The following is a 24,638-nucleotide window of genomic DNA, read 5'->3' as shown; positions in this document are numbered from 1 at the left end:
CCTCAGTTCGACGCGGAAGCCTTGGCTATCGGCTGTGTGATGACCGAGAGGGGGCGCGTCTCGTCAAGTCGAAGCCGGAGCCTGCCACCCCGGTGCACTCGCCCCGACCAGACGAGCCAGGTGATGGCTATGGCCGCGGCGATCAGGGACGCGAGGGTTCCCAGCTGGATGGCGGCGCGAGGCCCGAGCTCGTCCGCAACCCAGCCGACGATCGGTGCCCCCACCGGGGTGCCTCCGAGCAGAATGGCGACGTAGATCGCCAGGACGCGCCCGCGCAGGTGAGCGTCAGTCGTTGCCTGGACGTATCCGTTGGCCGTCGAGAGGATCGTGACGACGGTGAATCCGGTGAACACCAGCGTTACGGCATACAGCGCGTACGTCGGCATGACAGACGAGATCGCTGACGCCACCGCGAATCCGAGGACCCCGGCGATCACGACCCGAACCCGCGCGCGGTCGCGCCTGGCAGCAAGCAGGGCGCCCGTGAGCGACCCGATCGCGAGCACGGAATTCAGCAGGCCGAATCCGTCGGCTCCAGCGCCGAACTCGAGAGCCATCGTGGAGGCGTAGATCGGAAAGTTCATGCCGAACGCGCCCAGCAGGAACACGACGATGAAGACCACGATCAGGTCGGGTCGGGTGGCGACATAGCGAAATCCGTCGGAGAGGCGGGAACGACCGTGGGTGACAGCGCGGGGGGTGAGCTCGTGCCGGCGCATCGCGAGCAGGGCGCCGATCGTTGCGAGAAAGGTGAACGCGTTCACGATGAACATCCATCCGGTCCCGACCAGAACGATGAACAGGCCCGCCACTGCGGGTCCGATCATCCGCGCCGCGTTGAAGGATGCCGAGTTCAGCGCCACAGCGTTGCTGGTGTTCTCCTTCGTCACCAAGTCCGAGACGAAGGCCTGGCGCGCCGGATTGTCGAAGGCGGCGACAAGGCCCAGCCCCAGGGCGAACGCATACATGAGGGGGAGCGTCATGGCGCCGGTGAGGATGAGGATGCCGATCGCCGTGGCAAGCAGCAGTGAAACGCCCTGCGTCGCGAGCAGGATGTGGCGTCGCTCGAACCGGTCGGTTGCCCACCCCGTCAGGCCCACGAGCAGGAGGGGCGGCCCGAACTGGAGGGCCATCGTGACCCCGACGGCACCCGCATCACCAGGAGTCAGCTCGGTGAGGACCACCCAGTTCTGGGCTGTCGACTGCATCCAGGCGCCGACGTTCGACACGAGAGCGCCGATGAACCAGACACGGTAATTGAAGATCCCGAGGGACCGGAACATTGTGCTCACTGCGCTGCCAGCCGCTGCAGGATCTCCGCGGCCGCAGCCAGCGTCATCCGCTCTTGTTCGCTGACGTCAGCAAGCACTGTCTCGACCCATGCATCACGGCGTCGAGTCGTCTCGTCGACAACGGCTCGCCCGGCATCGGTGATCGTGATGACGACCTTGCGACCGTCGCTGTCATCTGCTGACCGCTCGACATATCCGGCATCCTGCAGACAGTTGACCGTTCGGTTTATCGACGGCGGCGAGACCCGCTCGCGCTCCGCGAGCTGGCCGAGCGTGCGCGGTCCGTGCAGGTAAAGGCCCGCGAGAACCGCGAACTGACCATCGCTCATCGAGTCGACCGAGCGCTCCGTGCGCATCCGCCTCGCAAACCGGAAGACGCCCATGCGCAACTGCGAGGCGTCGCCGGCGAGGGGATGCGAATCAGGAGGTGATGTGGGTTCGGTCACGGTTTCTTTAGCATAGCTCATTAGTCATGCTAAAGATATAAAGCTGCGCCTTCCCGGGGCCGGGGGTTCAGATTCGCTGGTGCGCAGACCACACGGTGAGGGCTGCTGCGCAGGCCCGAGCCGCTGCGTCTCGCATCACCCTCCGTCCGGCTCGCTAAGCTTCCGGCATGCCCGAGTACACCGACGTGCACGGTGTCGAGATCGTCTACGACCTCGCCACCCCTGTCACCACCCCCCGCGGCGTCATCCATCTCTTGCACGGCGTGGGCGAGCACGCCGGCCGCTATAGCGCGCTGATCGGTGCCCTGACGGATGCCGGGTTCATCGTCTACGCCGACGATCATCGCGGTCATGGCCGCACGGGCATGCGTCAGCACGGCGGCAGCGAGCGCCTCGGTCGGCTCGGCCCCGGTGGCTTGCGCGCGACGATCGACGCGGTCTGGCAGTTGAGCGAGATGGCCAGGGCGGAGCATCCGGATCTTCCCTTCATCCTGCTCGGTCACTCGTGGGGCTCGTTCCTCGCGCAGATCCTGGTGAACCGTCATGCCGCGGCGATCGACGGGCTCATCCTGAGCGGGTCAGCGCTGCGCTGGCCAGGATCGCTGAACTCGGGTGACCTGAATGCGCCGTGGCAGGGGCCGGACGCGGGCGGCATGGAATGGCTCTCGACCGATCCGGCAGTGGCCGAACAGTTCCTCGCCGATCCGCTGACGACCTCCACTCCGCTGGCAAAGCTCTTCGGTCCGCTCGACACACTCCGTCTGATCGGGAAGCCGGCTCGTCAGCTCGAGAACGATGTGCCGACCCTGATCATGGTCGGTCGCGAGGACACCGTCGGCGGCCCGCGCAGCAACCACCGGCTCGCCGATGCCTACCGCACCCGCTCGGGGTTCACCGATGTCACCACGCTCGTCTACCCGGGAGCGCGGCACGAGATCTTCAACGAGCCTCAGCAAGCCGAGGTTCGCGCCGATCTTCTGGCGTGGCTGGATGCCCGCTTCCCCGTCCGCGACTGACGGTGCGCGGCTCCTCCTAGGCTGGTGCCATGCACGCTGAGTACAAGGTCCCGGGTGGGAAGCTCGTCGTCGTCGACCTGGATGTCGAAGCTGGGCGCTTGACAAACGTGCGCCTCGCGGGCGACTTCTTCCTCGAGCCGGACGATGCCCTCGTCGCGATCAACGAGGCGGTGTCGGGTCTTCCCGCCGAAGCCGATGTCCCCACGATCGCCGCGGTAGTCCGCGCGGCGCTCCCGGAAGGCGCGCAGCTTCTCGGGTTCACGCCCGAGTCCGTGGGCACCGTCGTGCGCCGGGCCCTCGTGACGGCATCCGGGTGGAAGGACTTCTCGTGGCAGATCGTCCACGACCGCCCCGTCTCGCCGCGCATGAACCTCGCGCTCGACGAAGTGCTCACGACCCGGGTTGGAGACGGGCGACGGATGCCGACGCTGCGCCTCTGGGAATGGAACCAGTCAGCTGTCGTCATCGGGTCGTTCCAGTCGTACCGGAACGAGGTGGATCCGGAGGGCGCGCGCCGTCATGGCTATGACGTCGTGCGCCGGATCTCGGGCGGCGGTGCGATGCTCATGGGTGCCGACGCGATCATCACCTACTCGCTCTCGGTTCCCGCCTCGCTGGTGGCGGGGATGACCTTCGCCGATTCGTACGCGTTCCTCGACGACTGGGTCTTGCAGGCGCTGCGGTCCCTCGGGATCGATGCGACATACCAGCCGCTCAACGACATCGCGAGTCCGGAGGGCAAGATCGGCGGCGCCGCGCAGAAGCGCCTCGCGAACGGTGGGGTGTTGCATCACGCGACCCTCAGCTACGACGTGGACGGCAAGGTACTCACCGACGTGCTGCGCATCGGCCGCGAGAAGCTCAGCGACAAAGGCACGACATCGGCTGCCAAGCGCGTCGACCCGCTGCGACGCCAGACGGGGCTGCCGCGTGAGGCGATCATCCAGGCGTTCGCCGACACGTTCACCACGCTCTACGGCGCCGAGGTCGGGCATATCGCCGAAGAGGAATACGCCGAAGCGGAGGCTCTTGTCGCCTCTAAGTTCGCCACCGAGGCGTGGCTGCATCGGGTTCCGTGACCGTCACGATCCATCACGGCGACAATCTGTCGGTGATGCGCGGACTGCCGGATGCGTCATTCGGTCTGGTCTACCTCGACCCTCCGTTCAACACCGGTCGCGTGCGTGAGCGGGCAGTCGAATCGGCCAGCACGCCGCGCGATGCGCCCCTTCCCGGATCCGTGACCCGGCGCGGCTTCCATGGCCGCGACTACGAGCGGTTGCGGGGAGACCTGCGCGTGTACGACGACCGGTTCGACGACTACTGGGGCTTTCTCGAACCGCGGGTGCTCGAAGCGTGGCGTCTGCTTGCCGACGACGGCACCCTGTACCTCCATCTGGATTATCGGGAGGCGCACTATGCGAAGGTGCTGCTGGATGCGGTGTTCGGCCGCGACCACTTCCTCAACGAGATCATCTGGTCGTACGACTACGGAGCGAAGACACGCAAGCGCTGGCCGACCAAGCACGACACGATCCTTGTCTATGTGAAAGATCCGGCGCGCTACTGGTTCGATTCCGAGGCCGTGGATCGCGAGCCGTACATGGCCCCGGGGCTCGTGACGCCCGAGAAAGCAGCCCGCGGCAAGCTCCCCACCGACGTGTGGTGGCACACGATCGTTCCCACGACCGGACGCGAGAAGACCGGATACCCCACCCAGAAGCCCGAGGGTGTGTTGCGACGAATCGTGCAGGCATCCCTGCGCCCGGGCGGAGCCGTTCTCGACCCGTTCGCCGGATCGGGAACGACGGGCGCTGTCGCCCAGGGGCTCGGACGGGACGCGGTGCTCATCGACGCCAACCCCGAGGCGATCGCGATCATGCGAGAACGGATGCCGCTCGCGACGATCATCGAAAGCTGACCGGCCCCCACGGAGGCGACCTAGGCTGGCGCTATGCGATTCGGAATCTTCATCCCACAGGGCTGGCGTCTCGACCTCGTCGGGATCGATCCCGCGCAGCAGTGGGAAGCGATGAACGGACTGGCGCAGCGGGCCGATACCGGCCCCTGGGAGTCCCTCTGGGTCTACGACCACTTCCACACCGTGCCCGTTGCGACCCAGGAGGCGACGCACGACGCCTGGACGCTGATGTCAGCCTTCGCCGCGTCGACCACCCGCATCCGTCTCGGCCAGATGTGCACCTGCATGGGCTACCGGAACCCGGCCTACCTCGCGAAGGTTGCCGCGACAGTCGACATCATCTCGGGCGGCCGCGCCGAGATGGGAATCGGCGGCGGCTGGTACGAGCACGAATGGCGCGCCTACGGGTACGGCTTTCCAGAGGTTCGCGATCGCCTCGCGATGCTGCGGGAGGGAGTCGAGATCATGCACCAGGCCTGGACGACCGGGTCGGCAACCCTCGACGGGAAGTACTACCAGGTCGACGGCGCGATTGTGCAGCCCCAGCCGCTGCAAGCAACACAGCCGCTGCAAGCAACACAGCCGCAGCAGCCCGCCGGCATCCCCTTCTGGATCGCCGGTGGCGGCGAGAAGGTCACCCTCAAGGTCGCCGCAAAGTACGCGTCTTACACGAACTTCGCGGGCAGCATCGAGGAATTCGACCACAAGCGCTCGGTACTGCACGAGCACTGCGCGGCCCTCGGTCGTGACCCCGGCGAGATTACCCAGTCCTCGAACATCAACACCATCGTCGGCGCCACCGAAGCCGAGGCCGAGGAGCGACTCCGGGCGGTCCTGGATCGCCTTGCGCCGTTCGTCGGTGGCGAGCGTCGTGCCGGGATCGAGGCCGAGTACCGCGGATCGCTCGGGTTCGGGACTCCCGAGCAGGTGGCTGAACGGCTGCAGGAACGCGCGAGCCATGGACTCGGGTACGCCATCCACTACTTTCCCGAAGCGGCATATGACACGACCGGCATCGAGCTGTTCGAGACCCAGGTCGTGCCGGCCCTCTCGTAGGCCGGCCGGCGCCGGTCAGAGCAGGGCTCGGACGCTGGCGTAGCCGTCAGCGATCGTCTCCGGCCCGGTGATGTCGAAGACGCGGGTGCGTCCGGGTTCCTCCGACCAGCTCGCCCATCCCGGGTCGCCGGCCCGCACGAAGGATGACGCGGCGCCGTGCAAGGCATGCGCCAGAGACGGGGGCGGGCTCTCGCCGGTGAGTGCATCGACGCGATCCCTGTCGAGGACGTCGAACCAGAATGGAACGTCGATGCAATGGCAGGCCCACCCGATGCGGGTTGAGGCCCACGAGAAGCGGTACGCCCACGTCGGCGCCGCGGCACGGGCTGCCGCGATCCGAGCCACGCCGCGACGAAAGACGGTGTCGGAGACGTAGCGGCCGAGCAGGGCCGCCGTGCCGAGCCGGTGCTGCTCGGCGTTGTCGGCGAGGTAGCCGCGCCGGGTGTGGCGATCCATGCCGAGGGCACCGAGCGCTACCGCAGCAGGAACGAACCGGAGCTTGGTGCGCGCGTCATCCGTGATCATCGTGAACTCGTCATCAGTTGATCCGATGACCAGCGCCTTATCGGCGCCGACACCCGATGCGATCGATTCCGGTGTCGTGGTCAGCAGCAGATCGCCGTCGATCATCGGCCCCCACGGAAGTCCGTCGGCAAGCAGACCACGGATGCTGGACAGTCGCGCGCCGCCTCGCTCACTGACCTCTTGTTGTAGCCCGATCAGCACATCCGGATCGAGGGATGCGAATCCGTCGCGCGTGGCAGGCACCCCGGCGAGCTCGGCAAGCTGCGCCGCAACGTTCTCGGCCCGCGCGAGCGACACGTCGCCGAGCGCGGGGGAGAGTGCCCAGACCCGCTGGAAGAGGTGCTGGGCGGCCGGCATCCCGAGCAGCGTCAGCACGGCGCCGCCGCCAGCCGACTGCCCGGCGATCGTGACAGCATCCGGGTCTCCACCGAACGCCGTGATTTCGCGCTGGACCCATTCGAGTGCCGCGAGCCAGTCGCGCACACCGCGATTGCTCGGTGCGCCGTCGATGAGGCCGAATCCGTCGAAACCGAGCCGATACGACACCACGACAGTCACGACCCCGTCGCGCGCGAAGGACTCGCCGTCATACCAGGGGCTCGCCGGTGATCCCGAGACGTAGCCGCCCCCGTGGATGTAGACGAGTACCGGCAGACGCGCCGCGGTGTCGCCGGGCCGCGGGGTGAAGACGTTGACGTTCAGGGTCGAGTCTCCGGGCACTGACGGCTCGGGGATCAGGGTGACCTCGGCGACGGGACCGCGCTGTGGCGTCGCCCCGAAACTCGTCGCATCCCGGATAGCGGTCCACGGCTCGACCGGAACCGGTGCTGCGAACCTCAACTCGCCAGTGGGTGGCTGCGCGAAGGGAATGCCGAGGAAGGCGGCAGAGGGTGCCTCGGGGTTATCGCCCCACAGGCCCCTGACTGCTCCGGCGGTGGTGTCGACGACGGGTGCCTCGCGGGCCGGTCGGGATGCGGGATTGGTCACGATGCTGACGCGGGCTTCTGCTGCAGGGTGGCGAGGAGCTGGTCGACGATGCCCGCCATGTCGACGGTGGGGTCGACGAGCCACTGGAGCTGAAGACCGTCAGCGACTGCCTGGAGAATCCGGGCATAGACATCGGGGGGCATGGTGCCTGGCGGGGCCGTCAGCGCGAAGCCATCACGCACCGCCTCGCCTCGCTCGAGAAAGTAGTCGTGGGCGGGATGCTCGGGGTTCGCGGCCTCGACGGCGAGGCGGGAGAAGAGCTCGACGAGCCCTGGAACCTCTGTGTTGTGACGGATGACGCGCAGGAAGCTTTCGCGGATCACGGCGACATCGATCGCAGTGGCGTCACCGGATCTGCCATCCGGAAGACCGAACTGTTCGCCGTCGTGTTCATCACGCTTGCGCAGGACCTCAGTGAACAGCTCCTCCTTGCTGTCGAAGTAGTGCAGCAACCCCGCCTGACTGAGCCCGACAGCCTCCGCGATGCGCTTGACGCTTGCGCCGTCGTAGCCTTCCGTCGCGATCACGTCGAGGGCGCGTTCGAGGATCTCTTCGCGCTTGGCCACGCCCTTGGCGTATGAACCTCGCTGTGCCATGAGATGAGTGTGCCCAATGATGCTTGTTTTTCAAAACCTAGTGTCATATGGTTTTCGTCGGGTCCATCGTCGGACTCCGTCCTCGCCCGAAGGGTCTGTGCCATGACATCGCCGTCTGATTCCCCGCTGAGCCCCGCCGATCCTGCGCTCGTCGCAGCATCCGCGCCCATGACCGAGAACACGTTCATGGTGTCGGCATCCGGTACCGATGACCCGCCGCCGCCGGTCAAGGGCCTGCGCCGCCTGATGTGGTGGATCATCCCCGCCAACCTCGGCATCTTCATGCTCTGGGGTGCAATTCCCGGCATCCTGCTGCCGCAGCAGATCACGGTGCTCTTCGGTGAGGCGGACAAGGTTGCCAACCTCGCGATCGCCTCGACGATCGGCGCTTTCGCCGCAATGGTGGCCCAGCCGATCGCTGGTCAGATCTCGGACCGAACCCGCACGCGGTTCGGCCGCCGGGCGCCGTGGATGGTTATCGGCGCTCTCGCAGGCTCGCTCGCCCTCGTCGGGCTCGCTTTCGCGAACTCGTTCCTCGGTGTCGTCATCGCGTGGACGCTCGTGCAGATCAGCTTCAACTTCGCACAGGGGCCGCTATCAGCGGTCATGCCCGACCGGGTGCCGGTCGCTCGTCGCGGGACCTTCGCCGCGCTCACCGGCATCGGGCTCATGGTGGGTGCCCTGGGTGGCTCAATCCTCGGCGCGTTCTTCTACAACAGCGTCACCGTCGGGTACATCGCTTTCGCCGTGTTCGCCCTCGTAATGCTGATCCTGTTCGTGGTGTTCAACCCGGACTACTCCAGCCGCGACATCCGACCCGAGCCGTTCAAGCTCGGCGACTTCCTCCGCACGTTTTGGGTCAACCCGATCGCCCATCCCGACTTCTTCTGGGCGTTCACCGGCCGCCTCCTGCTTTACACGGGTTACTTCGCGGTAACCGGGTATCAGCTGTTCCTTCTAACCGACTATTTCGGGGTTGAGTCGCCCGAGACCGTCATTCCACTTCTTGGTCTCCTGAGCCTCGTGGGCATTCTGATTTCCACCGTGGTATCCGGGCCGCTTTCGGACCGAATCGGACGCCGCAAGCCTTTCGTGTTCGCTTCCGCTGCGGTCGTGAGTCTCGCCTTCCTTCTCCCGTGGTTCTGGCAGGACCTCACGGCGTGGTTCATCATGACCTTCATCGCTGGCTTTGGCTTCGGAATGTTCCAGGCCGTCGATACGGCGCTCATCAGCCAGGTGCTCCCCTCCGCGAAGTCGTTCGCGAAGGACCTGGGTGTCGTGAACATCGCCGCGACGCTGCCGCAGACTCTCGCGCCCGCGGTCGCCGGCGCAATCGTGTTGACAGTCGGATACCAAGGCCTGTTCCCCGTGGCGATCGTTCTCGGCGTCCTGGGCGCGCTCGCCGTCTGGCCGATCCGGTCCGTCAAGTAGCCGTTCGCCCCGGGGCAGGATCATCGCGCCCCGGGGCTCCGTCCCTCCCCTCGAAAGGAATCTCATGACCGACACCAACCGCATCGCCGCCGACGCAACCGTCGCCGATCTGACACTGGAAGAGAAGGCGTCGCTGACCAGCGGTCTGAACTTCTGGCACACCAAGCCGGTCGAGCGGGTCGGGATTGCCTCGATCATGGTCACCGACGGACCCCACGGCCTGCGCAAGCAAGGGGGAACCGGTGATCACCTCGGCCTCGGCTCGTCGGTTCCGGCGACATGCTTCCCGCCAGCCGTGGGCCTCGGCTCCTCGTGGGATGTCGAGCTTCTGGATCGGGTCGGTCAAGCCCTCGGCGCCGAGACATCCATCGAGGATGTCGCCGTCCTGCTCGGCCCCGGCATCAACATCAAGCGCTCGCCGCTGTGCGGTCGCAACTTCGAGTACTTCTCGGAGGATCCGCTGATTTCGGGCGTGCTGGGCGCCGCCTTCGTGAAGGGCGTCCAGTCGCAGGGAGTGGGCACCTCGCTCAAACACTTCGCCGCGAACAATCAAGAGACCGACCGGATGCGGGCAAGCTCCGACATCGACCCGCGGCCGTTGCGCGAGATCTACCTGCGCGGGTTCGAGCGGGTCGTGCGCGATGCCCAGCCGTGGACTGTCATGTGCTCGTACAACAAGATCAACGGCGTCTACGCCTCGGAGGACCCGTGGCTGCTCACGCGCGTGCTGCGCGACGAGTGGGGCTTCGAGGGCCTCGTCGTGTCGGACTGGGGTGCGGTCAACGAGCGGGTGAAGGGTCTTCCCGCTGGGCTCGACCTCGAAATGCCCTCCTCGAACGGGCGCACGGATGCCGAACTCGTCGCCGCGGTCCGCTCCGGCGAGCTCGATGAATCAGCGCTCGATGTCGCAGCGGGCCGCGTCATCGACCTCGTCCGTAAGGCCCGGGCCGGGGCGGGCACAGTGGCAGGACCGCTCGATGTCGACGCACACCACGCCCTCGCCCGCGAGGCTGCCGGTCGCTCGATCGTGCTCCTGAAGAACGAGGGCGGCATCCTGCCTCTGGCCAAGGACGCGAACCTTGCCGTCATCGGGGCGTTCGCCGAGAAGCCGCGCTACCAGGGGGCTGGCTCATCGCTGATCAACCCGACCCGCCTGGACACGGCGATCGAGCAGATCCGCGCGCTCGCGACAGGTGACGTCGCCTACGCTCCCGGGTTCTCGCTTGCTGCCGAGGTCGAGGAGGCCGAGGAGGTGCGCCTGCGCGACGAGGCGGTGGCCGTGGCATCCGCCGCCGAGGTCGTCGTGCTGTTCCTCGGGTTGCCGGCGCGCCTCGAGTCCGAAGGGTATGACCGGGACGACATCGATCTGCCTGCCGAGCAGCTTGCGGTGTTGGATGCCGTGCTTGCCGCGAACCCGAACGTCGTCGTCGTGCTCTCCAACGGTGGGGTCGTCGCCCTTCCCTTCGCGAACGAGGTTCCCGCGATCCTCGAGGGGTGGCTCCTCGGTCAGGCCGGCGGTGGGGCGACAGCCGACGTGCTGTTCGGTGACGTGAACCCGTCGGCCAAGCTCACCGAGACGATCCCGCTGCGGCTGTCGGACACCCCGGCGTACTTGGATTTCCCGGGGGAGTTCGGCCACGTCCGCTACGGCGAGGGTCTGTTCGTCGGCTACCGCTGGTACGACGCGCGGAACCTCGAGGTTGCCTATCCCTTCGGTCACGGCCTGTCGTACACGACGTTCTCGTACACGGATGCCGCGGCCCGCGTCACCGAGACGGGAGATCTCGAGGTGACGGTCACCGTGACCAACACGGGTCAGCGCGACGGGCGCGAGATCGTCCAGGTCTACACCTCGCTGCCGGGGTCGGCGGTGCAGCGCCCGGTGCGCGAGCTGAAGGGCTTCGTATCGGTTGCGCTCGCTGCCGGTGAGTCCCGGGAGGTCGCGGTCGCGGTGCGCCGCGCGGACCTCGCCTACTGGGACATCCGACTCGATGGCTGGGTTGTCGAGGGTGGGGAATACGCCGTGGAGGTCGGGGCGTCGAGCCGCGACATCCGCAGCTCGGCGACGGTGACCGTCGAGGGAGACCCGGTGGCGGTCCCGCTGTCGCGTGAGTCGTCGCTCGGCGAAGTGATTGCACATCCGGTCGTCGGCCAGATGGTGCAAGCGGCGATACAGCAGATGATGGCGGGGATGGATGATCTCGAGTCCGTCATGCCCGAGGGCGTGTCGATGGACAAGATGATGATGTCGTTCCCCATCGGCCGGATGTCGATGATGGCCGGCGATCAGGTCAGCCCCGAGATGATCGACGGCCTGATCGCGATGGCGAACGCCCCGCAGCAGTAGGCGCCTGCGGCCGCCCTCACGAAGGTAGGCAAAATCCCCGGGGTAGGACGTTTGGTGAACCAATCGTCCTGCCCCGGGGATTTGTCCTACCTCGGCGAGATGGGGGGCGGGAGCGGATGCTGGCGCGGTAGCGCGAATGCCGGTGCGGGCATGCGCCGGGCCCTCGCGAAGGTAGGCGAAATCCTGAGGGTAGGACGTTTGGTGAACCATTCCTCCTGCCCCGGGGATATGTCCTACCTCGGCGAGATGGGTGGGGCCCGCGTCAGCGGTCACGGTGGGCGCCGACCGAGGGCTGCACTGTGAAGATGCGCGGTGCGCGGAACCCGGATGCCGAGAACGCGGCGGTCACGGCATCCGTCACCGCGTCAAGCCGGTCGCGGGGGACGAGCGCGATCGCTGCGCCGCCGAAGCCTCCGCCGGTCATCCGTGCGCCGATCGCGCCACCCGACATGGCCGCTTCGACAGCCGTGTCCAGCTCGGGAACCGAGATCTCGAAGTCGTCGCGCATCGACGCGTGCGAGGCCAGCAGGAGTTCGCCGATGGCGCGCGGGCCGCTCTCGCGCAGGACGCGCACGGTCTCGAGCACGCGCGCGTCCTCGGTGACGACGTGACGCACCCGGCGGAAGGTCACCTCGTCCATGACGGAGGCCGCCCGCTCGAGGTCGCCCGGGGCCAGATCGCGCAGCATCGCGACATCCATCGCCGCAGCACCCTGCTCGCAGGATGCCCGGCGCTCGCGGTACCCGCCCGTGGAGTGGGCATGGGTCACGAGGGTGTCGATCACGAGGACCTCCAGGTCCGCGGGTTCCAGCCCCAGGGGCACGATCTCGGTGGCGAGCGTGCGGCAATCGAGAAAGACCGCGGCATCGGCTTCGCCGAGCATTGACGCGGTCTGGTCCATGATTCCCGTGGGCGCTCCCACCGCCTCGTTCTCGGCGGTACGGCCTACGCGCGTGAGGTCCTTCGCACTGAGTTCAGCGCCCCACAGCTCACTCAGGGCCACGGCGACGGCGCACTCGATGGCGGCGGATGACGAGAGCCCTGCGCCGACGGGAATCGAAGACGCGATCGCGAGGTCGAGCCCCTGCGGGTTCGCGGCCTCGCCGGCGGCGTGCAGCAGGGCCCACGCGACCCCGAGTGGGTAGGTCGTCCATTCGGGGACGGATGCCGGTGCGGGAGTCTCGAACAGCGCGTCGAGCTCGGCGATGGCCACGGAAGCACCGGACTCGTCGAAGCTCGAGCGAACCCGCAGGACACCGTCCGTGCGCGCGGCGACGGCGACCGCCGTGCGGGCATCGATCGCAAACGGCAGCACGAAGCCGTCGTTGTAGTCGGTGTGTTCGCCGATGAGGTTCACGCGCCCGGGAGCAGACCAGACGCCGAGCGGGGCGGCATCCGTCATCTGGCCGAGCAGAGCCAGGGCACCCTCCTGCGGATCGATGGTGCTCACAGCTGGACCCCCTCGATGGCCTCGCGCAGGCGGTCGGCGGCGGCCTCGGGCGGGATGTCGCCGATCCAGGCGCCCATCGCAGCCTCCGAGCCGGCGAGGAACTTGAGCTTGTCGGCGGCACGCCGGGGAGAGGTAATTTCCAGATGCATCCGCACGCTGTCACGCGCGACGTTCACGGGAGCCTGATGCCAGGCGGCGATGTACGGAGTCGGGGTCTCGTAGAGTGCGTCGATGCCGCGCAGGAGACGCAGATAGATGCTGGCGAGTTCGTCGCGTTCGGCATCCGTGGACTCCGCGAAGTCGGGGACGTGGCGGTGCGGCATGAGGTGCACCTCGATCGGCCAGCGGGCGGCGAACGGGACATAGGCGGTCCAGTGCTCGCCGGCGAGGATGACGCGGCCGCCCTCCCGCTCGAAGTCGAGCACGCGCTGTATCAGATCGGGTGAGGTGCGAGAGATGTTCTCGAGCAGACGACGAGTACGCGGGGTGACATACGGGTAGGCGTAGATCTGTCCGTGCGGGTGGGGGAGCGTGACGCCGATCGCCTCACCGCGGTTCTCGAACGGGAACACCTGCTCGACGCCCGGGAGGGCAGATAGCGCTGCGGTGCGGTCGGCCCACGCTTCGATGACCGTGCGGGCACGGGTGACCGACTGGGTTCCGAACGATCCGGTGTGCTCGGGGCTGAAGCAGACGACCTCGCAGCGTCCCACCGAGGTTCGCACGCTGCCAAGGCCGAGGGCATCGAGATCATCGAGACCGCGGGGCGGGTTCGATGCTTCCGGTGCGTCGCCGTGAGCCTCGGTGAGGGCCGGGCCGAACGAGGGCGAGCGGTTCTCGAAGACCGCAACGTCGTAGCGCGACGGGATCTCGGACGGATTCGTCGGCGTCTGCGGGGCGAGGGGATCCAGCTCTGCCGGCGGCAGGAAGGCGCGGTTCTGCCGCGCGGCGGCGATCGAGATCCAGTCGCCGGTCAGGATGTCCTGGCGCATCGTGGCTGTTGCCGGGCGCGGATCGAGCGTTCGCTGATCGATTCCGCGATCAGCACCGAGCGTCGTATCGGGATCGTCGTAGTAGAAGAGGTCTCGCCCATCGGCCAGCGTGGTGTCCCGTCTGACGACACCGGCGCCGAGGGTTATCGGTTCCCGAAGCATGTTCACGATAACACGCTAATGCTCGGGCGTGATATCGTCAACATTGGAGGGCCCAATGACCCAGCAACGACGCGCATCCATGGCCGATGTCGCGGAACTGGCCGGGGTGTCGACGCAGACTGTATCGAGGGTTGCCAACGGCAGCCCGCGCGTCGACCCCGTGACGCGCGCGCGTGTCGAGGCGGCGATGGCCCAGGCCGGCTATCGAGTCCACCGAGCCGCCCGGGCGCTGCGCACCGGCCGCACCGGAGTCGTCGGGGCCGTCGTGTCGACCCTCGCCACGGTCGGTAACTCCATGCTGCTCGAGGCCGTCGTCGATGAGGCATCTGCGCGCGGCTATGCCGTCGCCGTCGCACGTATCGGCGAGGGTGGCCCAGCCGAGGCCTTCGAGCGGCTCCGCGATCAGGGCGTGGATGGGGCGATCGTCGTCAATGAGGCCTCAGCGCTTCTTCGTCAGAGCGAGCTGCCCACCGACCTGCGTCTGGCTGTGGTCGATTCACCGCCCGACGACCGGTACGCGGGGGTGGAGACCGCCCACGCTGCTGGTTCAGCGGCCGCGACGACGCACCTTCGTGAACTCGGGCACCGTGTCATCGCCCACATTGGCGGGCCAGAGTCGTCGTATGCCGCCGCCGAACGTGAGCGCGGGTGGCGTGAGACTCTCGCGGCTGCGGGTCTGAAGCCAGGCGCGCTGTTGCGCGGCGCGTGGGACTCGGCATCCGGCTACCGGGCAGGTCTGGAGCTTCTCGCGAACCTCGACGCCAGTGATCCCGTGACGGCGGTTGTCGTCGCGAATGATCAGATGGCGCTCGGCGTCCTGCGGGCGGCATCCGAACTCGGCATCCTTGTGCCCGAACAACTGAGTGTCGTCGGATTCGACGATGTCGCGGATGCCGCGAATTTCACCCCCGCACTCACTACGGTGCGTCAGCGATTCGATCTGCTCGGTCAGCGTGCGGTAGCTGCGGTGCTCGACGGCGCAGAAGCTGGGTCCCGCGCGGTGATCGAGGCGCCGCTGGTCGTGCGCGGTAGCACTGGCGCGCCCTTCGTGCAGCCTGCCTAACGGGTGCCCGCGCGCTCAGAGCGCGTTCTGACGGGCTTCCCAGCCCGTACGCACCATCTCGTCGATCGAGTAGCGCATCTGCCAGTCGAGGTCGCGGGCAGCCAGCTCGCCGGTCGCGACGATCCGGTCGGGATCGCCGGGGCGGCGCGGGCCGATCTCGGGGGTGAAGGAGATCCCGGTGACCCGAGCCATGGCGTCCATGATCTCGCGCACCGAGAGGCCGTTCTGCGATCCGAGGTTATAAGCGGCCTCGATCGGCTCGCCCGCGATCAGGCGCTGTGCAGCGGCGACGTGGGCTGCGGCGATGTCGCCGACGTGCACGTAGTCGCGCACGTTCGTGCCATCGGCGGTGTCGTAGTCATCGCCGTTGATGCGCGGTGTCTCGCCAGCGATGAGCTTCTCGAACACGATCGGGAACAAATTGTGCGGGCTCGTGTCGTACACCGTCGGGTCTGCCGAGCCCACGACGTTGAAGTATCGCAGCGAGGTGTGTTGCAGCGGGGCGTCGGTGTCGGCCGTTGCGCGTGCCTGGTCGGCGATGAGCCATTCCCCGATGAGCTTGGACTCGCCGTAGGGGGAGGCTGGGCGCTTGGGCAGATCCTCAACCACGAGCGGCACGTCCGGGGTGCCGTACACCGCGGCGCTGGACGAGAACACGATCTTGGTCACCCCTGCCGCAGCCATCGCCTCGAGCACCACGCGGGTGCCCTCGACGTTCTGGTGGTAGGTGTGCAGCGGGCGGGTGACCGAGACTCCCGCGTACTTGTAGCCGGCGACGTGGATGACGCCCTCGACGTCGTGCTCGCGGAGGGTCTGCTCGACCAGCTCACGGTCCAGGATGGAGCCGCGCACGAAGGGCACTCCCTCCGGCACGAAACCGGCATGTCCACTGGAGAGGTCGTCGATCACGACGGGCGACAGGCCCGCGGCCGATAGGGCGCGGACGACGTGGGCACCGATGTATCCGGCACCGCCGGTGACAAGCCAGCTCATGCTTCCCATCCTGTCAGGTTCGCTCTCACTCCTCGGCGGGGCCGAGGAGAGCGGTGGTCGGTGAACCGCGCTGTCGCGGTGTCGGCAGCATCCAGCGTGAGGATCACCAGTTCGTTGCTGCCCGCGCGGGTCGCAGGCCCCGGCACGTAGAGCGGGTGCTCCTCATCTTTGTGCTGCTGCAACGACTGGTCACGACGAAGCGAGAGTGAGGCGGCTGGGTGGGCTCGTTCTGCGGCGGGTCCACCCAGCCCCTACGATGTGGGCATGCGGGACCTCTGGGCGAGCCTCTTTCGCCTCGACCCGCTGACCGTGCCGGCGCTTCCTCGAGCGCTGCGAGCTGCCCTGGCCCTCGGCCTCCCCATCGCCATTGCGGCGATGCTGGGCGTGCCGCACCTCGGATACAGTGCCGCGGTGGGCTCGTTCGCCGCCTTGTACGGCGGTGCGCTCCCGGCGCGAGAGCGCGCCAAGGCGGTGCCCTTCATCGCCGCCGGTCTCGTGGTGGCGGCAGCCCTCGGGGTCGGCGTGGGGTGGTCGCGTCCGCTCACGGTGATCGCCCTTGCGGGCGTCGCGATCGTCGCGGCCGCCCTCGTCTACGGCTTTTCGGTGGGACCACCCGGAGTCATGTTCTTCGTCCTGGTCTACGGCATGTTCGCCCACATCCGGGCGATCTCGACCGAGATCGTGGCTCTGCAGTCGCTCGGCGCGCTCGCCATCGGAAGCGTGCTGACGTATGTCATCGCGATCCTGCCGGTCTTCGAACGGCGACCTGATGCACCGACCCGTCAGCTGCGGGAGGTCCTTCCCCGCTCAGGATGGGATGACACGGCGCGGCTGCTGTTCGAGCGAACGGTCATCGTGGCGCTGGTGGGTTCTGCCGCTGGCCTGCTCGTCGATCCGGTCCGGGCCTACTGGATCGTCGCCGCCGGGGTCACTGTCGTCGGGATCTCGGCGGCTCGCACGGCGATCGTCGGTCGCGGCATCCATCGCATGATCGGAACCGTCCTCGGGGCCGGACTCTATCTGCTGCTCGTCCTCTTCCCGTGGCAGCCGCTGGGGATCGCGGTGCTGCTGGCGGTGCTGCAGTTCGGAATCGAGCTCGTCGTGGCTCGCAACTACGCGCTCGCGCTCGTGCTGATCACGCCGCTAGTGCTCGTGCTGACGGGGGCGGCAGCGGGAGAGTTCGGCTCGGTGGCGATCGCCGGCGAACGGGTCGTCGACACGATCGTCGGGTCAGCGCTGGCGGTGGCCGTCAGCTTCGTGCCGCTTCGGGCGTTCCGCAGGGCGGCCTAGGAACCGAGGGCCGCAGACACGACGGCGCGCGCCTGCTCCTGCACCTCGCGCAGGTGCTCTTCGCCCTTGAGTGACTCGGCGTAGAGCTTGTAGACGTCTTCTGTGCCTGAGGGGCGCGCAGCAAACCACGCGCTCTCGGTCTGCACCTTGAGGCCGCCGATCGCAGCTCCGTTGCCGGGCGCGTGCGAGAGTTTCGCGGTGATCGGTTCGCCGGCGAGCTCGGTAGCGGTCACCGACTCGGGGGAGAGCTTCGCGAGCGTCGCCTTCTGGGCGGGAGTGGCCGGCGCATCAACCCGCTGGTAGGCGGAGGAACCGAACTGTGCCTCGAGCTCGGCGTACCGCTGCGACGGGGTCTTGCCGGTGACGGCGAGGATCTCGGCTGCGAGCAGGCACAGCAGGATGCCGTCCTTATCGGTGGTCCACACCGACCCGTCCTTCCGCAGGAACGACGCACCAGCCGACTCTTCACCGCCGAACGCGACCGATCCGTCGAGCAGGCCCGGCACGAACCACTTGAACCCGACCGGCACTTCGTAGAGGTCGCGGCCCAGGGCGGCGACGACACGGTCGATGATCATTGACGAAACGAGGGTCTTGCCGACTGCGGCATCCCCGGGCCAGCCGTCACGGTGCGAGAAAAGATAGTCGATCGCGACGGCAAGGTAGTGGTTGGGGTTCATGAGTCCGGCATCCGGGGTCACGACGCCGTGCCTGTCGGCGTCGGCGTCGTTGCCGGTGAGGATGTCGAACTCGTGGCGCTTCGCCACCAGCGAGGCCATGGCGGACGGGGAGGACGGATCCATGCGGATCTTCTCGTCCCAGTCCAGCGTCATGAAACGCCACGTCGGGTCGACATCGGGGTTCACGACGGTGAGGTCCAGGCCGTAGACCTCGGCGATCAGCGCCCAGTACTCGACTGACGCTCCGCCCAGCGGATCCGCCCCGATCCGCACGCCAGCGCGGGCGATCGCGCTGACATCGATGATGTTCTCGAGGTCTCGCACGTAGACGTCGCGGAAGTCGTAGGAGCCGATGCGCTCGCCGTCCATGTCGGCAAAGCGCACCCGCTTCACGCCCTCGAGCCCCGCGGCGATGAGCTCGTTGGCGCGGTTCGCGATCCACCCCGTCGCGTCTGTGTCGGCGGGACCGCCGTGCGGCGGGTTGTACTTGAACCCGCCGTCGCGGGGCGGGTTGTGGGACGGGGTCACGACGATGCCGTCGGCGCGCGTCGGGTCGTCGGTGGCCTTGCCGCGGTTGTAGGTGAGGATCGCGTGGCTGAGTGCCGGGGTCGGCACCCAGGAGTCGCGCGAGTCCACGCGCACGCCGACGCCGTTGGCCACCAGTACCTCGATGGCACTGCGCTCGGCGGGGCGGGACAGGCCGTGCGTGTCGCGGCCCAGGAACAGGGGCCCGGCGATGCCGTTCGCCGTCCGGTAGTCCACGATCGCCTGCGTCGTGGCCAGGATGTGGACCTCGTTGAAGCTCGTCGACAGCGATGAACCGCGGTGGCCGCTGGTGCCGAACGCGACCCGCTGCTCGGGTACGGCAGGGTCGGGGACGCGTTCGTAGTAGGCGGCGATCAGTTCGTCGATGTCGATGAGGTCGGATTCTTCGGCTGGCAGACCTGCGCGGCTCATGAACACAGTCTGTCATCCGTGCGGGCGCACGCAATGCCCCCAGGTGTGGGGGCGGCCAGCGCGCAGCAGAGCCGCAGGTCTAGGCTGGGTTGCCGTGAGCGACGAGCCCGAAGCTACCCGCCGGACCTACAGTTACCTCGGACCCGCGGGGACCTTCACCGAAGCAGCCCTGGCGCAGGTGCCAGAAGCTCGGGGCCAGATCTGGCGCCCGGTCCGAAACGTCGGCGAGGCGCTCGCCGATGTCGTCGAGGGCCGGTCGGATGCCGCGATGATCGCCATCGAGAACTCGGTTGACGGCGGCGTATCGACGGCGCAAGACGCCCTCGCGACGATGCCCGGGCTGCGGATCGTCGGCGAGTACCTCGTTCCGGTTGAGTTCGTGCTGGTCGGGCGGCCCGGCACGCGGCTTGAGGATGTGTCGCTTGTGGCTGCGCATCCCGTTGCCTACGCCCAGTGCCTGCGGTGGCTCACGGCTACCCTGCCCGCCCATGCGCACATCCCGGCAGCGTCGAACGTCGCCAGCGCTGTCGGGCTGATCGACGGTACGTCGGATGCGGATGCCGCAATCGCCGCTCCCGGCATCCTGGAACACCTCGAGGTCGAGCTGCTTGCCGAGGGTATCGGCGACAATGCCGAGGCCGTCACGCGGTTCGTGCTGGTCAGCCGGACCGTCGCGCCGCCCGAACCGACCGGCGCCGACAAGACCTCGCTGATCGCCGAGCTGCCCGATGACCACCCCGGTGCGCTGCTGGAGATGCTCGAGCAGTTTGCGACGCGCGGGATCAACCTGAGCCTGCTTGCCTCCCGGCCCATCGGAGACGCGCTGGGTCGCTATCGATTCGTCATCGACGCCGACGGGCACATCATGGATGAGCGCATGGCCGATGCCCTCCTGGGACTGCGACGTTTCAGTCCCAAGGTGATCTTCCTCGGCTCCTACCCCCGCGCTGACCACGCGATCATCCGTTACCCCGACCGGTACTCCGATGACGTGTTCGTCGAGGCCCGCGACTGGTTGCGCGGGCTGCTCTCGGGCGAACCCGACCGCTGAGGCCCGCGATGGACATCCTGGTGAGTGTCGCGGCGTGGGTCGCGGTCATCCTGCTGCTGGTGCTCGTCGGGTTTCAGGTAGCGCTCGCAGTGGGGGTGCCGTGGGGCAAGGCGGCCTACGGTGGCGCATCGGCGACGCTCGAGCCACGGCTTCGTATCGCCAGCGGCATAGCGGCGGTGGTCTGGGCACTCGTCGCGTGGTTCTTCCTGTCCCTTGCAATCCCCGCTCTCGCGGGGCCGGTGCCTGACTCGTGGAACATCGTTGTGCTGTGGGTGCTCGTGGGGCTGTTTGCGATCGCGACCGCGATGAACGGAATCTCACGGAGTCGCATCGAACGTGCGATCTGGACGCCCGTTTCTGCCGTGCTCCTGGTGTGCGCGTTGGTGATCGTCTTTCGCATCATCGGCGCCTCGACCATGGCCGGTTAGTCAGCGCGCGTTCTTGACCGTCTCGTAGGCGGCCAGCGCCGCGTCACGTGTGGCCTTGAGGTCGACGATCGGCTCGGGCGCATCCTCACCGGCGTGCTCGGGAGCCCACCGGCCCACGTAGGCTCCGTCGGGATCGAACTTGGCGGCCTGCAGCTCCGGGTTGAAGATGCGGAAGTAGGGTGCGGCGTCGGCGCCGGAGCCGGCCACCCACTGCCAGCCGAACGGGTTGGATGCGGCATCCGCATCCACGAGGGTGTCCCAGAACCACTGCTCGCCCTTACGCCAGTCGATCATGAGGTTCTTGGTGAGGAAGGATGCCGTCACCATCCGGACGCGGTTGTGCATCGTTCCGGTGTGCCAGAGCTCGCGCATCCCGGCATCCACGAGCGCGACACCGGTGCGCCCGCGCTGCCAGGCCTCCAGTCGGGCCGGGTTCAGCCGCGGCCAGGGGAACGCGTCGAACTCGGAGCGCCAGTTCTTGGTCGCAAGGTCGGGGAAGTGGAAGAGGACGTGCCAGGCGAACTCGCGCCAGCCGACTTCGGCGAGGAACTTCTGTGCCGCGTTCGCGTGAGGCCCCCCTGCGTGGCGCGCCCGTGTCTGATGCCAGATCTCGTGCGGGCTGATCTCGCCCCACCGCAGGTGCGGGGAGAGGCGGGAGGTCACGGCGCGGTCGGGCCGGTCACGTTCTGCCGCGTAGTCGGGCAGATCGTCGGCGAGGAACGCTTCGAGCCGGGCGTGAGCTGACGCCTCGCCCGGCTCCCACGTCTCGCGGAAACCCTCGGCCCAGTCGGGGTCGGTGGGTAGGAGCTGCCAGTCGCCCACGTCGTCGCTGTCGATGGCGGGTCGGGCGCCGCGTGCCCCTGTGGGGGCAGGAAGCGGCTCGCGCGGTTCGGGGAGTGCCAGGCACGCCTTCCAGAACGGCGTGAAGACACCGTACTGTGTGCCCGACCCGGTACGGACAGTCCACGGTTCGAAGAGCAGGTTCGCGCCGAACGAGCGCACATCGAGCCCGGCATCCCGCAGCTGGGACTTCAGCTGGGCATCGATGTCGCGCTCGGGAAGGCCATAGCGTCGGTTCCAGTAGATCGCGTCAGCGCCGATCTCGGCGACGAGCTCGCGGATCATCTCGCCCGCGGCTCCTCGCCGCAGGATGAGAGTGATGCCGAGCCCGTGCAGCTCGCCCTCGAGGGCGCTCAGGCTGTGGTGCAGCCACCAGCGGCTGGCGCCGCCGAGGGGTCGGATGCCGGGGGACTGCTCGTCGAGGACATACACCGCAACGATCGGTTCGCCCCGCTGCACAGCCTCGTGAAGAGCGGGGTTGTCACCGATCCGCAGGTCGTCTCGGAACCAGACGATCGTGCGAGAGGTCACCCTGGGATGCTAGCCGCGTCCGAGTACCGTAGGGCCCGATCGTGCGGTATTCAGCGGCGGAGATTACGCTGCCGCGAGCAGGTCGAGGGTTCGAAGGCGGGCGGGTGCGGCATCCATCGGGTCGCTGTCGTGTGCTGCGGCGACCGGCGAGATCATGACCTCATCTACCTGCCACCGTGTCGCGAACTCCCGCAGTCGCTCGGTCACGGCGTCCGGTGTGCCGATGAACCAGCGCTCAGCCGCCCACAATTCCAGAGGTGCCGCCAGGTGGTCGGCTGCCTCGGCGGCGTGCGCCTGTTCCACGGTCTCTAGTGCTGTCAGCGGCCGTCCGCCGCGAAGCCGCGCCATCATCCGCACCTGAGGGAGGGCGAGAGCGTGGGCTTCGGCATCCGTGTCGGCGACGACGACGTTTGCCGTGAGGAACGTCCTCGGGGCGTCGCCGTCTGTTGCTGGTCGGAACTGCGAGCGGTACAGGTCGAGTGCTCGTTCGAGGCCGTCACCGGAGAAGTGGTTGGCGAAGACGTAGGGAAGACCCATGGATGCCGCGAGCTGCGCCGAGTAGTCGCTGGAGCCGAGCAACCAGACTTCGGGAGCAGCGGTTGCCGCAGGGGTTGCGCGGACGGCGTACTCCTGGCCGGAGGTGAAGCGTAGGCTCGCGCCTTCGGGGGAGGCAAGGGCGAGGATGTCGCGGATGTTGTCGGGAAAGCGGTCGACGTCGCTCGTGGTTCCGGACTGTCGCAGGAGTTGCGTGATGACGGGGTCGCTTCCGGGTGCGCGACCGATGCCGAGGTCGATGCGTCCCGGGGCGATCGCTTCGAGAGCGGCGAATTGTTCTGCGACGACGAGCGGCGAATGGTTGGGGAGCATGACACCTCCCGAGCCAAGGCGGATGCGGGAGGTGCGTGCCGCGGCTGCTGCAACGAGGACCGGCGGGGTCGTCGACGCGACGGCCGGCATGTTGTGGTGCTCGGCGAACCAGTAGCGCCGGTACCCGAGTCGGTCGGCCGCATCGGCGGTGGCGAGCGAAGCTGTTACCGCCTGTGCGCTGGTCTGCCCGGTGCGGACCGGCACGAGGTCGAGGACGGAGAGGGCAAGCGGTGTGGCAGACATCGTTCCATGCAACGCCGGGTGGCTTGATCCCATTCCGGTGCGTCAGAAAGGTGCGGGTTCGCGCGGGTCGTCTGGTGTGAAGTGCACGGAGACGGGCGGCGGATGGTCCGTGTAGATCCGGCCGGTCGGCGAGGTGAACCGGAGGATGCCGCCCTCGAGTTGCTGCACCTGCCAGGCCGTGAACTGCTTCATCGAATGATGTCGCTGACAGAAATGGCAGAGATTCCCGTGCTCGGTCTTGCCACCCTTGGCGTAGTCGTCGTTGTGGTCGACCTCGCAGCGGACGGCAGGAACGCGGCATCCGAGTGTCCGACAGTGTTGATCCCGGGCCCGAAGCCAGCGATCGAGCGCCGCGGGCCTGGCATACCCGTCTGCTGCCAGCACGGTGCCGCTGACCGGGTGGGTGACCAACCGCTCCCACCAGGTCGAGCCGGCGGCGAGCTCACGCGCCGTCTCGGGGTCGATGGGAGAGTGCCCGACGAGGTCGGCGGGTCCGGCGGTGTCGATGTCGGTCAGGGCGAGCGCGGGGATGACGATCTGCACCTTCGCCCGGATCGCGCCGAGCGGGCCTTCTCCGTCACCGGCGGCAGGGTCGACAACGGGCGAACCAGCGAGCAGCAGCTGCGCGAACAGATCGGCCCGGATCTGATCCATCGTGCGGGCATCGCCGGTGAAGACGTTCCCGTGAACGTTGGGCCCCTCCTCAGGGGCAGCCGGGCTTGGCCGCGAATCGATGACTGCGCGCGCCATCTGGGTCAGCCGGTCGTCGATGCCGACAGCGATCACGGTCGGCACCGGCGCGCAGACCTCGCTCATTCCGTCTGACAACGGCCTGATCCGCACGGCGCGCCCTTCGCGTGCATCCTGGTGGCGCTCCTGCGGCGTGCGGGGGTGCATGCGCTCGGCGAGGATCATGACAGCGGCGCGAACCCGGTTCGCCGAGTCGGTCAGGCATCGTTCGGTGGCCAGCCGGTCGAATTCGGCGCGCACCTCGGCGGGAAGCGGGGCGCCAGCCTCGACGACGAGGGTGACGTGCTGACGGGTGATCGCCGCGGTCTCGCGTGCCGCGAGCAGGGTGGGGTAGTCCTCGACGAGCTGAACGGCGTCATTGATCTGGCGCTGCATCGACCGGTCACTGACCCGCGAGGCGGCGCCCAGTTCCAGCGCGATCGACCGCAGCGCCATGTCGTGGGCGCGCACCTTGGCCGTCTGGCCCATCGCCTGCTTCCGCGCCAACTGGCCGGCGCGAGCGAGGACTCGCACGCGAGCTACCTCTTCGCGAGCTGCCCGAACCTCGACGTCTTCGAAGTCGGAGACGATCTGGCACAGGGCGCCGAGGTCGGCATCCGTGTACCCGATCACCGGCCCGATCGACCGGTCACCGTTCCCGACATTCGAAGACATGTTCTAATGATGACAGCACCCTCCGACATTGAGTCGGTTGCGCGGGCCATCCTCGAACCGCGATACGAAC

Annotated in this window: 21 protein-coding genes; 10 read left to right on the top strand and 11 right to left on the bottom strand. The window is 67.8% G+C overall.

Annotated features, from left to right (window positions below):
- Positions 1-2: 2 nt before the first annotated feature.
- Together AB0O89_RS02575 and AB0O89_RS02570 are read right to left on the bottom strand one after the other, a co-directional pair.
- A complete protein-coding gene (locus tag AB0O89_RS02575) occupies positions 3-1,283 on the bottom strand; it encodes an MFS transporter (protein WP_292800503.1) in 1,281 nt (426 codons plus the stop codon).
- Between the two features lie 5 nt (positions 1,284-1,288).
- Positions 1,289-1,759, bottom strand: coding sequence for a MarR family transcriptional regulator (locus tag AB0O89_RS02570; RefSeq protein WP_300594006.1), 471 nt, complete (start codon positions 1,757-1,759; stop codon positions 1,289-1,291).
- A gap of 146 nt (positions 1,760-1,905) precedes the next feature.
- Here AB0O89_RS02570 and AB0O89_RS02565 point away from each other — a divergent pair, with 146 nt between their 5' ends.
- The 4 genes from AB0O89_RS02565 to AB0O89_RS02550 are packed head-to-tail and all read left to right on the top strand — an operon-like array spanning position 1,906 to position 5,731.
- Positions 1,906-2,754 carry an alpha/beta fold hydrolase gene (locus AB0O89_RS02565; protein ID WP_363493873.1) on the top strand — a complete coding sequence of 283 codons (849 nt, stop codon included), beginning with the start codon at positions 1,906-1,908 and terminating at the stop codon, positions 2,752-2,754.
- Between the two features lie 29 nt (positions 2,755-2,783).
- A complete protein-coding gene (locus tag AB0O89_RS02560; RefSeq protein WP_363493871.1) occupies positions 2,784-3,833 on the top strand; it encodes a lipoate--protein ligase family protein in 1,050 nt (349 codons plus the stop codon).
- Between the two features lie 35 nt (positions 3,834-3,868).
- Positions 3,869-4,675: a site-specific DNA-methyltransferase gene (locus AB0O89_RS02555; protein WP_363494139.1), complete on the top strand. Its 807-nt coding sequence runs from the start codon at positions 3,869-3,871 to the stop codon at positions 4,673-4,675.
- 33 nt (positions 4,676-4,708) lie between these two features.
- Entirely contained in the window at positions 4,709-5,731 is a 1,023-nt protein-coding gene (locus AB0O89_RS02550; RefSeq protein ID WP_363493869.1) for an LLM class F420-dependent oxidoreductase, read from the top strand.
- A 15-nt stretch (positions 5,732-5,746) separates the two neighbouring features.
- Here the strand turns inward: AB0O89_RS02550 and AB0O89_RS02545 are convergent, their stop codons facing one another.
- Positions 5,747-7,243, bottom strand: coding sequence for a carboxylesterase family protein (locus tag AB0O89_RS02545; protein ID WP_331791905.1), 1,497 nt, complete (start codon positions 7,241-7,243; stop codon positions 5,747-5,749).
- Positions 7,240-7,839: a TetR/AcrR family transcriptional regulator gene (locus AB0O89_RS02540; RefSeq protein WP_331791904.1), complete on the bottom strand. Its 600-nt coding sequence runs from the start codon at positions 7,837-7,839 to the stop codon at positions 7,240-7,242. The genes AB0O89_RS02545 and AB0O89_RS02540 overlap by 4 nt, the downstream gene beginning before the upstream one ends.
- Positions 7,840-7,941: 102 nt before the next feature.
- Between AB0O89_RS02540 and AB0O89_RS02535 the strand changes: the two genes are divergently transcribed.
- Together AB0O89_RS02535 and AB0O89_RS02530 are read left to right on the top strand one after the other, a co-directional pair.
- Positions 7,942-9,270, top strand: a complete 1,329-nt coding sequence (locus AB0O89_RS02535) for an MFS transporter (protein ID WP_363493866.1) — start codon at positions 7,942-7,944, stop codon at positions 9,268-9,270.
- Between the two features lie 64 nt (positions 9,271-9,334).
- Positions 9,335-11,617, top strand: a complete 2,283-nt coding sequence (locus AB0O89_RS02530) for a glycoside hydrolase family 3 C-terminal domain-containing protein (RefSeq protein ID WP_363493864.1) — start codon at positions 9,335-9,337, stop codon at positions 11,615-11,617.
- A 262-nt stretch (positions 11,618-11,879) separates the two neighbouring features.
- Here the strand turns inward: AB0O89_RS02530 and galK are convergent, their stop codons facing one another.
- Both galK and galT read right to left on the bottom strand, forming a co-directional pair.
- Entirely contained in the window at positions 11,880-13,019 is a 1,140-nt protein-coding gene (gene galK / locus AB0O89_RS02525; RefSeq protein ID WP_363494137.1) for a galactokinase, read from the bottom strand.
- 44 nt (positions 13,020-13,063) lie between these two features.
- Positions 13,064-14,221, bottom strand: a complete 1,158-nt coding sequence (gene galT / locus AB0O89_RS02520) for a galactose-1-phosphate uridylyltransferase (RefSeq protein WP_363494135.1) — start codon at positions 14,219-14,221, stop codon at positions 13,064-13,066.
- A gap of 55 nt (positions 14,222-14,276) precedes the next feature.
- Between galT and AB0O89_RS02515 the strand changes: the two genes are divergently transcribed.
- Positions 14,277-15,284 (top strand): substrate-binding domain-containing protein, encoded by a 1,008-nt coding sequence (locus AB0O89_RS02515; RefSeq protein ID WP_363493862.1) that lies wholly within the window; start codon positions 14,277-14,279, stop codon positions 15,282-15,284.
- Between the two features lie 15 nt (positions 15,285-15,299).
- Here AB0O89_RS02515 and galE read toward each other — a convergent pair whose 3' ends face one another.
- Entirely contained in the window at positions 15,300-16,277 is a 978-nt protein-coding gene (galE, locus tag AB0O89_RS02510; protein WP_363493860.1) for a UDP-glucose 4-epimerase GalE, read from the bottom strand.
- 264 nt (positions 16,278-16,541) lie between these two features.
- Between galE and AB0O89_RS02505 the strand changes: the two genes are divergently transcribed.
- Positions 16,542-17,567: an FUSC family protein gene (locus AB0O89_RS02505; RefSeq protein WP_363493858.1), complete on the top strand. Its 1,026-nt coding sequence runs from the start codon at positions 16,542-16,544 to the stop codon at positions 17,565-17,567.
- On the opposite strand, the gene pgm is transcribed toward AB0O89_RS02505, so the two are convergent.
- The gene (pgm, locus tag AB0O89_RS02500) at positions 17,564-19,204 is read right to left on the bottom strand and encodes a phosphoglucomutase (alpha-D-glucose-1,6-bisphosphate-dependent) (RefSeq protein WP_292707633.1); all 1,641 of its coding nucleotides are present in this window, start codon (positions 19,202-19,204) and stop codon (positions 17,564-17,566) included. The genes AB0O89_RS02505 and pgm overlap by 4 nt on opposite strands.
- 94 nt (positions 19,205-19,298) lie before the next feature.
- Between pgm and pheA the strand changes: the two genes are divergently transcribed.
- Complete coding sequence (gene pheA, locus AB0O89_RS02495; RefSeq protein WP_292707636.1) at positions 19,299-20,255, top strand: prephenate dehydratase; 957 nt, start codon at positions 19,299-19,301, stop codon at positions 20,253-20,255.
- 20 nt (positions 20,256-20,275) lie between these two features.
- Positions 20,276-20,683: a hypothetical protein gene (locus AB0O89_RS02490; protein ID WP_363493855.1), complete on the top strand. Its 408-nt coding sequence runs from the start codon at positions 20,276-20,278 to the stop codon at positions 20,681-20,683.
- Here the strand turns inward: AB0O89_RS02490 and AB0O89_RS02485 are convergent, their stop codons facing one another.
- The 3 genes from AB0O89_RS02485 to AB0O89_RS02475 form a co-directional block, all read right to left on the bottom strand.
- Entirely contained in the window at positions 20,684-22,054 is a 1,371-nt protein-coding gene (locus AB0O89_RS02485) for a deoxyribodipyrimidine photo-lyase (RefSeq protein WP_363493853.1), read from the bottom strand.
- A 63-nt stretch (positions 22,055-22,117) separates the two neighbouring features.
- Positions 22,118-23,164, bottom strand: coding sequence for an LLM class flavin-dependent oxidoreductase (locus AB0O89_RS02480; protein WP_363493851.1), 1,047 nt, complete (start codon positions 23,162-23,164; stop codon positions 22,118-22,120).
- 42 nt (positions 23,165-23,206) lie between these two features.
- Entirely contained in the window at positions 23,207-24,568 is a 1,362-nt protein-coding gene (locus tag AB0O89_RS02475; RefSeq protein ID WP_363493849.1) for a DUF222 domain-containing protein, read from the bottom strand.
- Positions 24,569-24,638 lie beyond the last annotated feature (70 nt).

Origin of the sequence: Microbacterium sp. NPDC076895, assembly GCF_040687115.1 — a bacterium.
Taxonomy (GTDB): Bacteria; Actinomycetota; Actinomycetes; order Actinomycetales; family Microbacteriaceae; genus Microbacterium.
The sequence above is the reverse complement of the archived record's forward strand: the minus strand, read 5'-3'. Positions and strand labels throughout refer to the sequence as shown.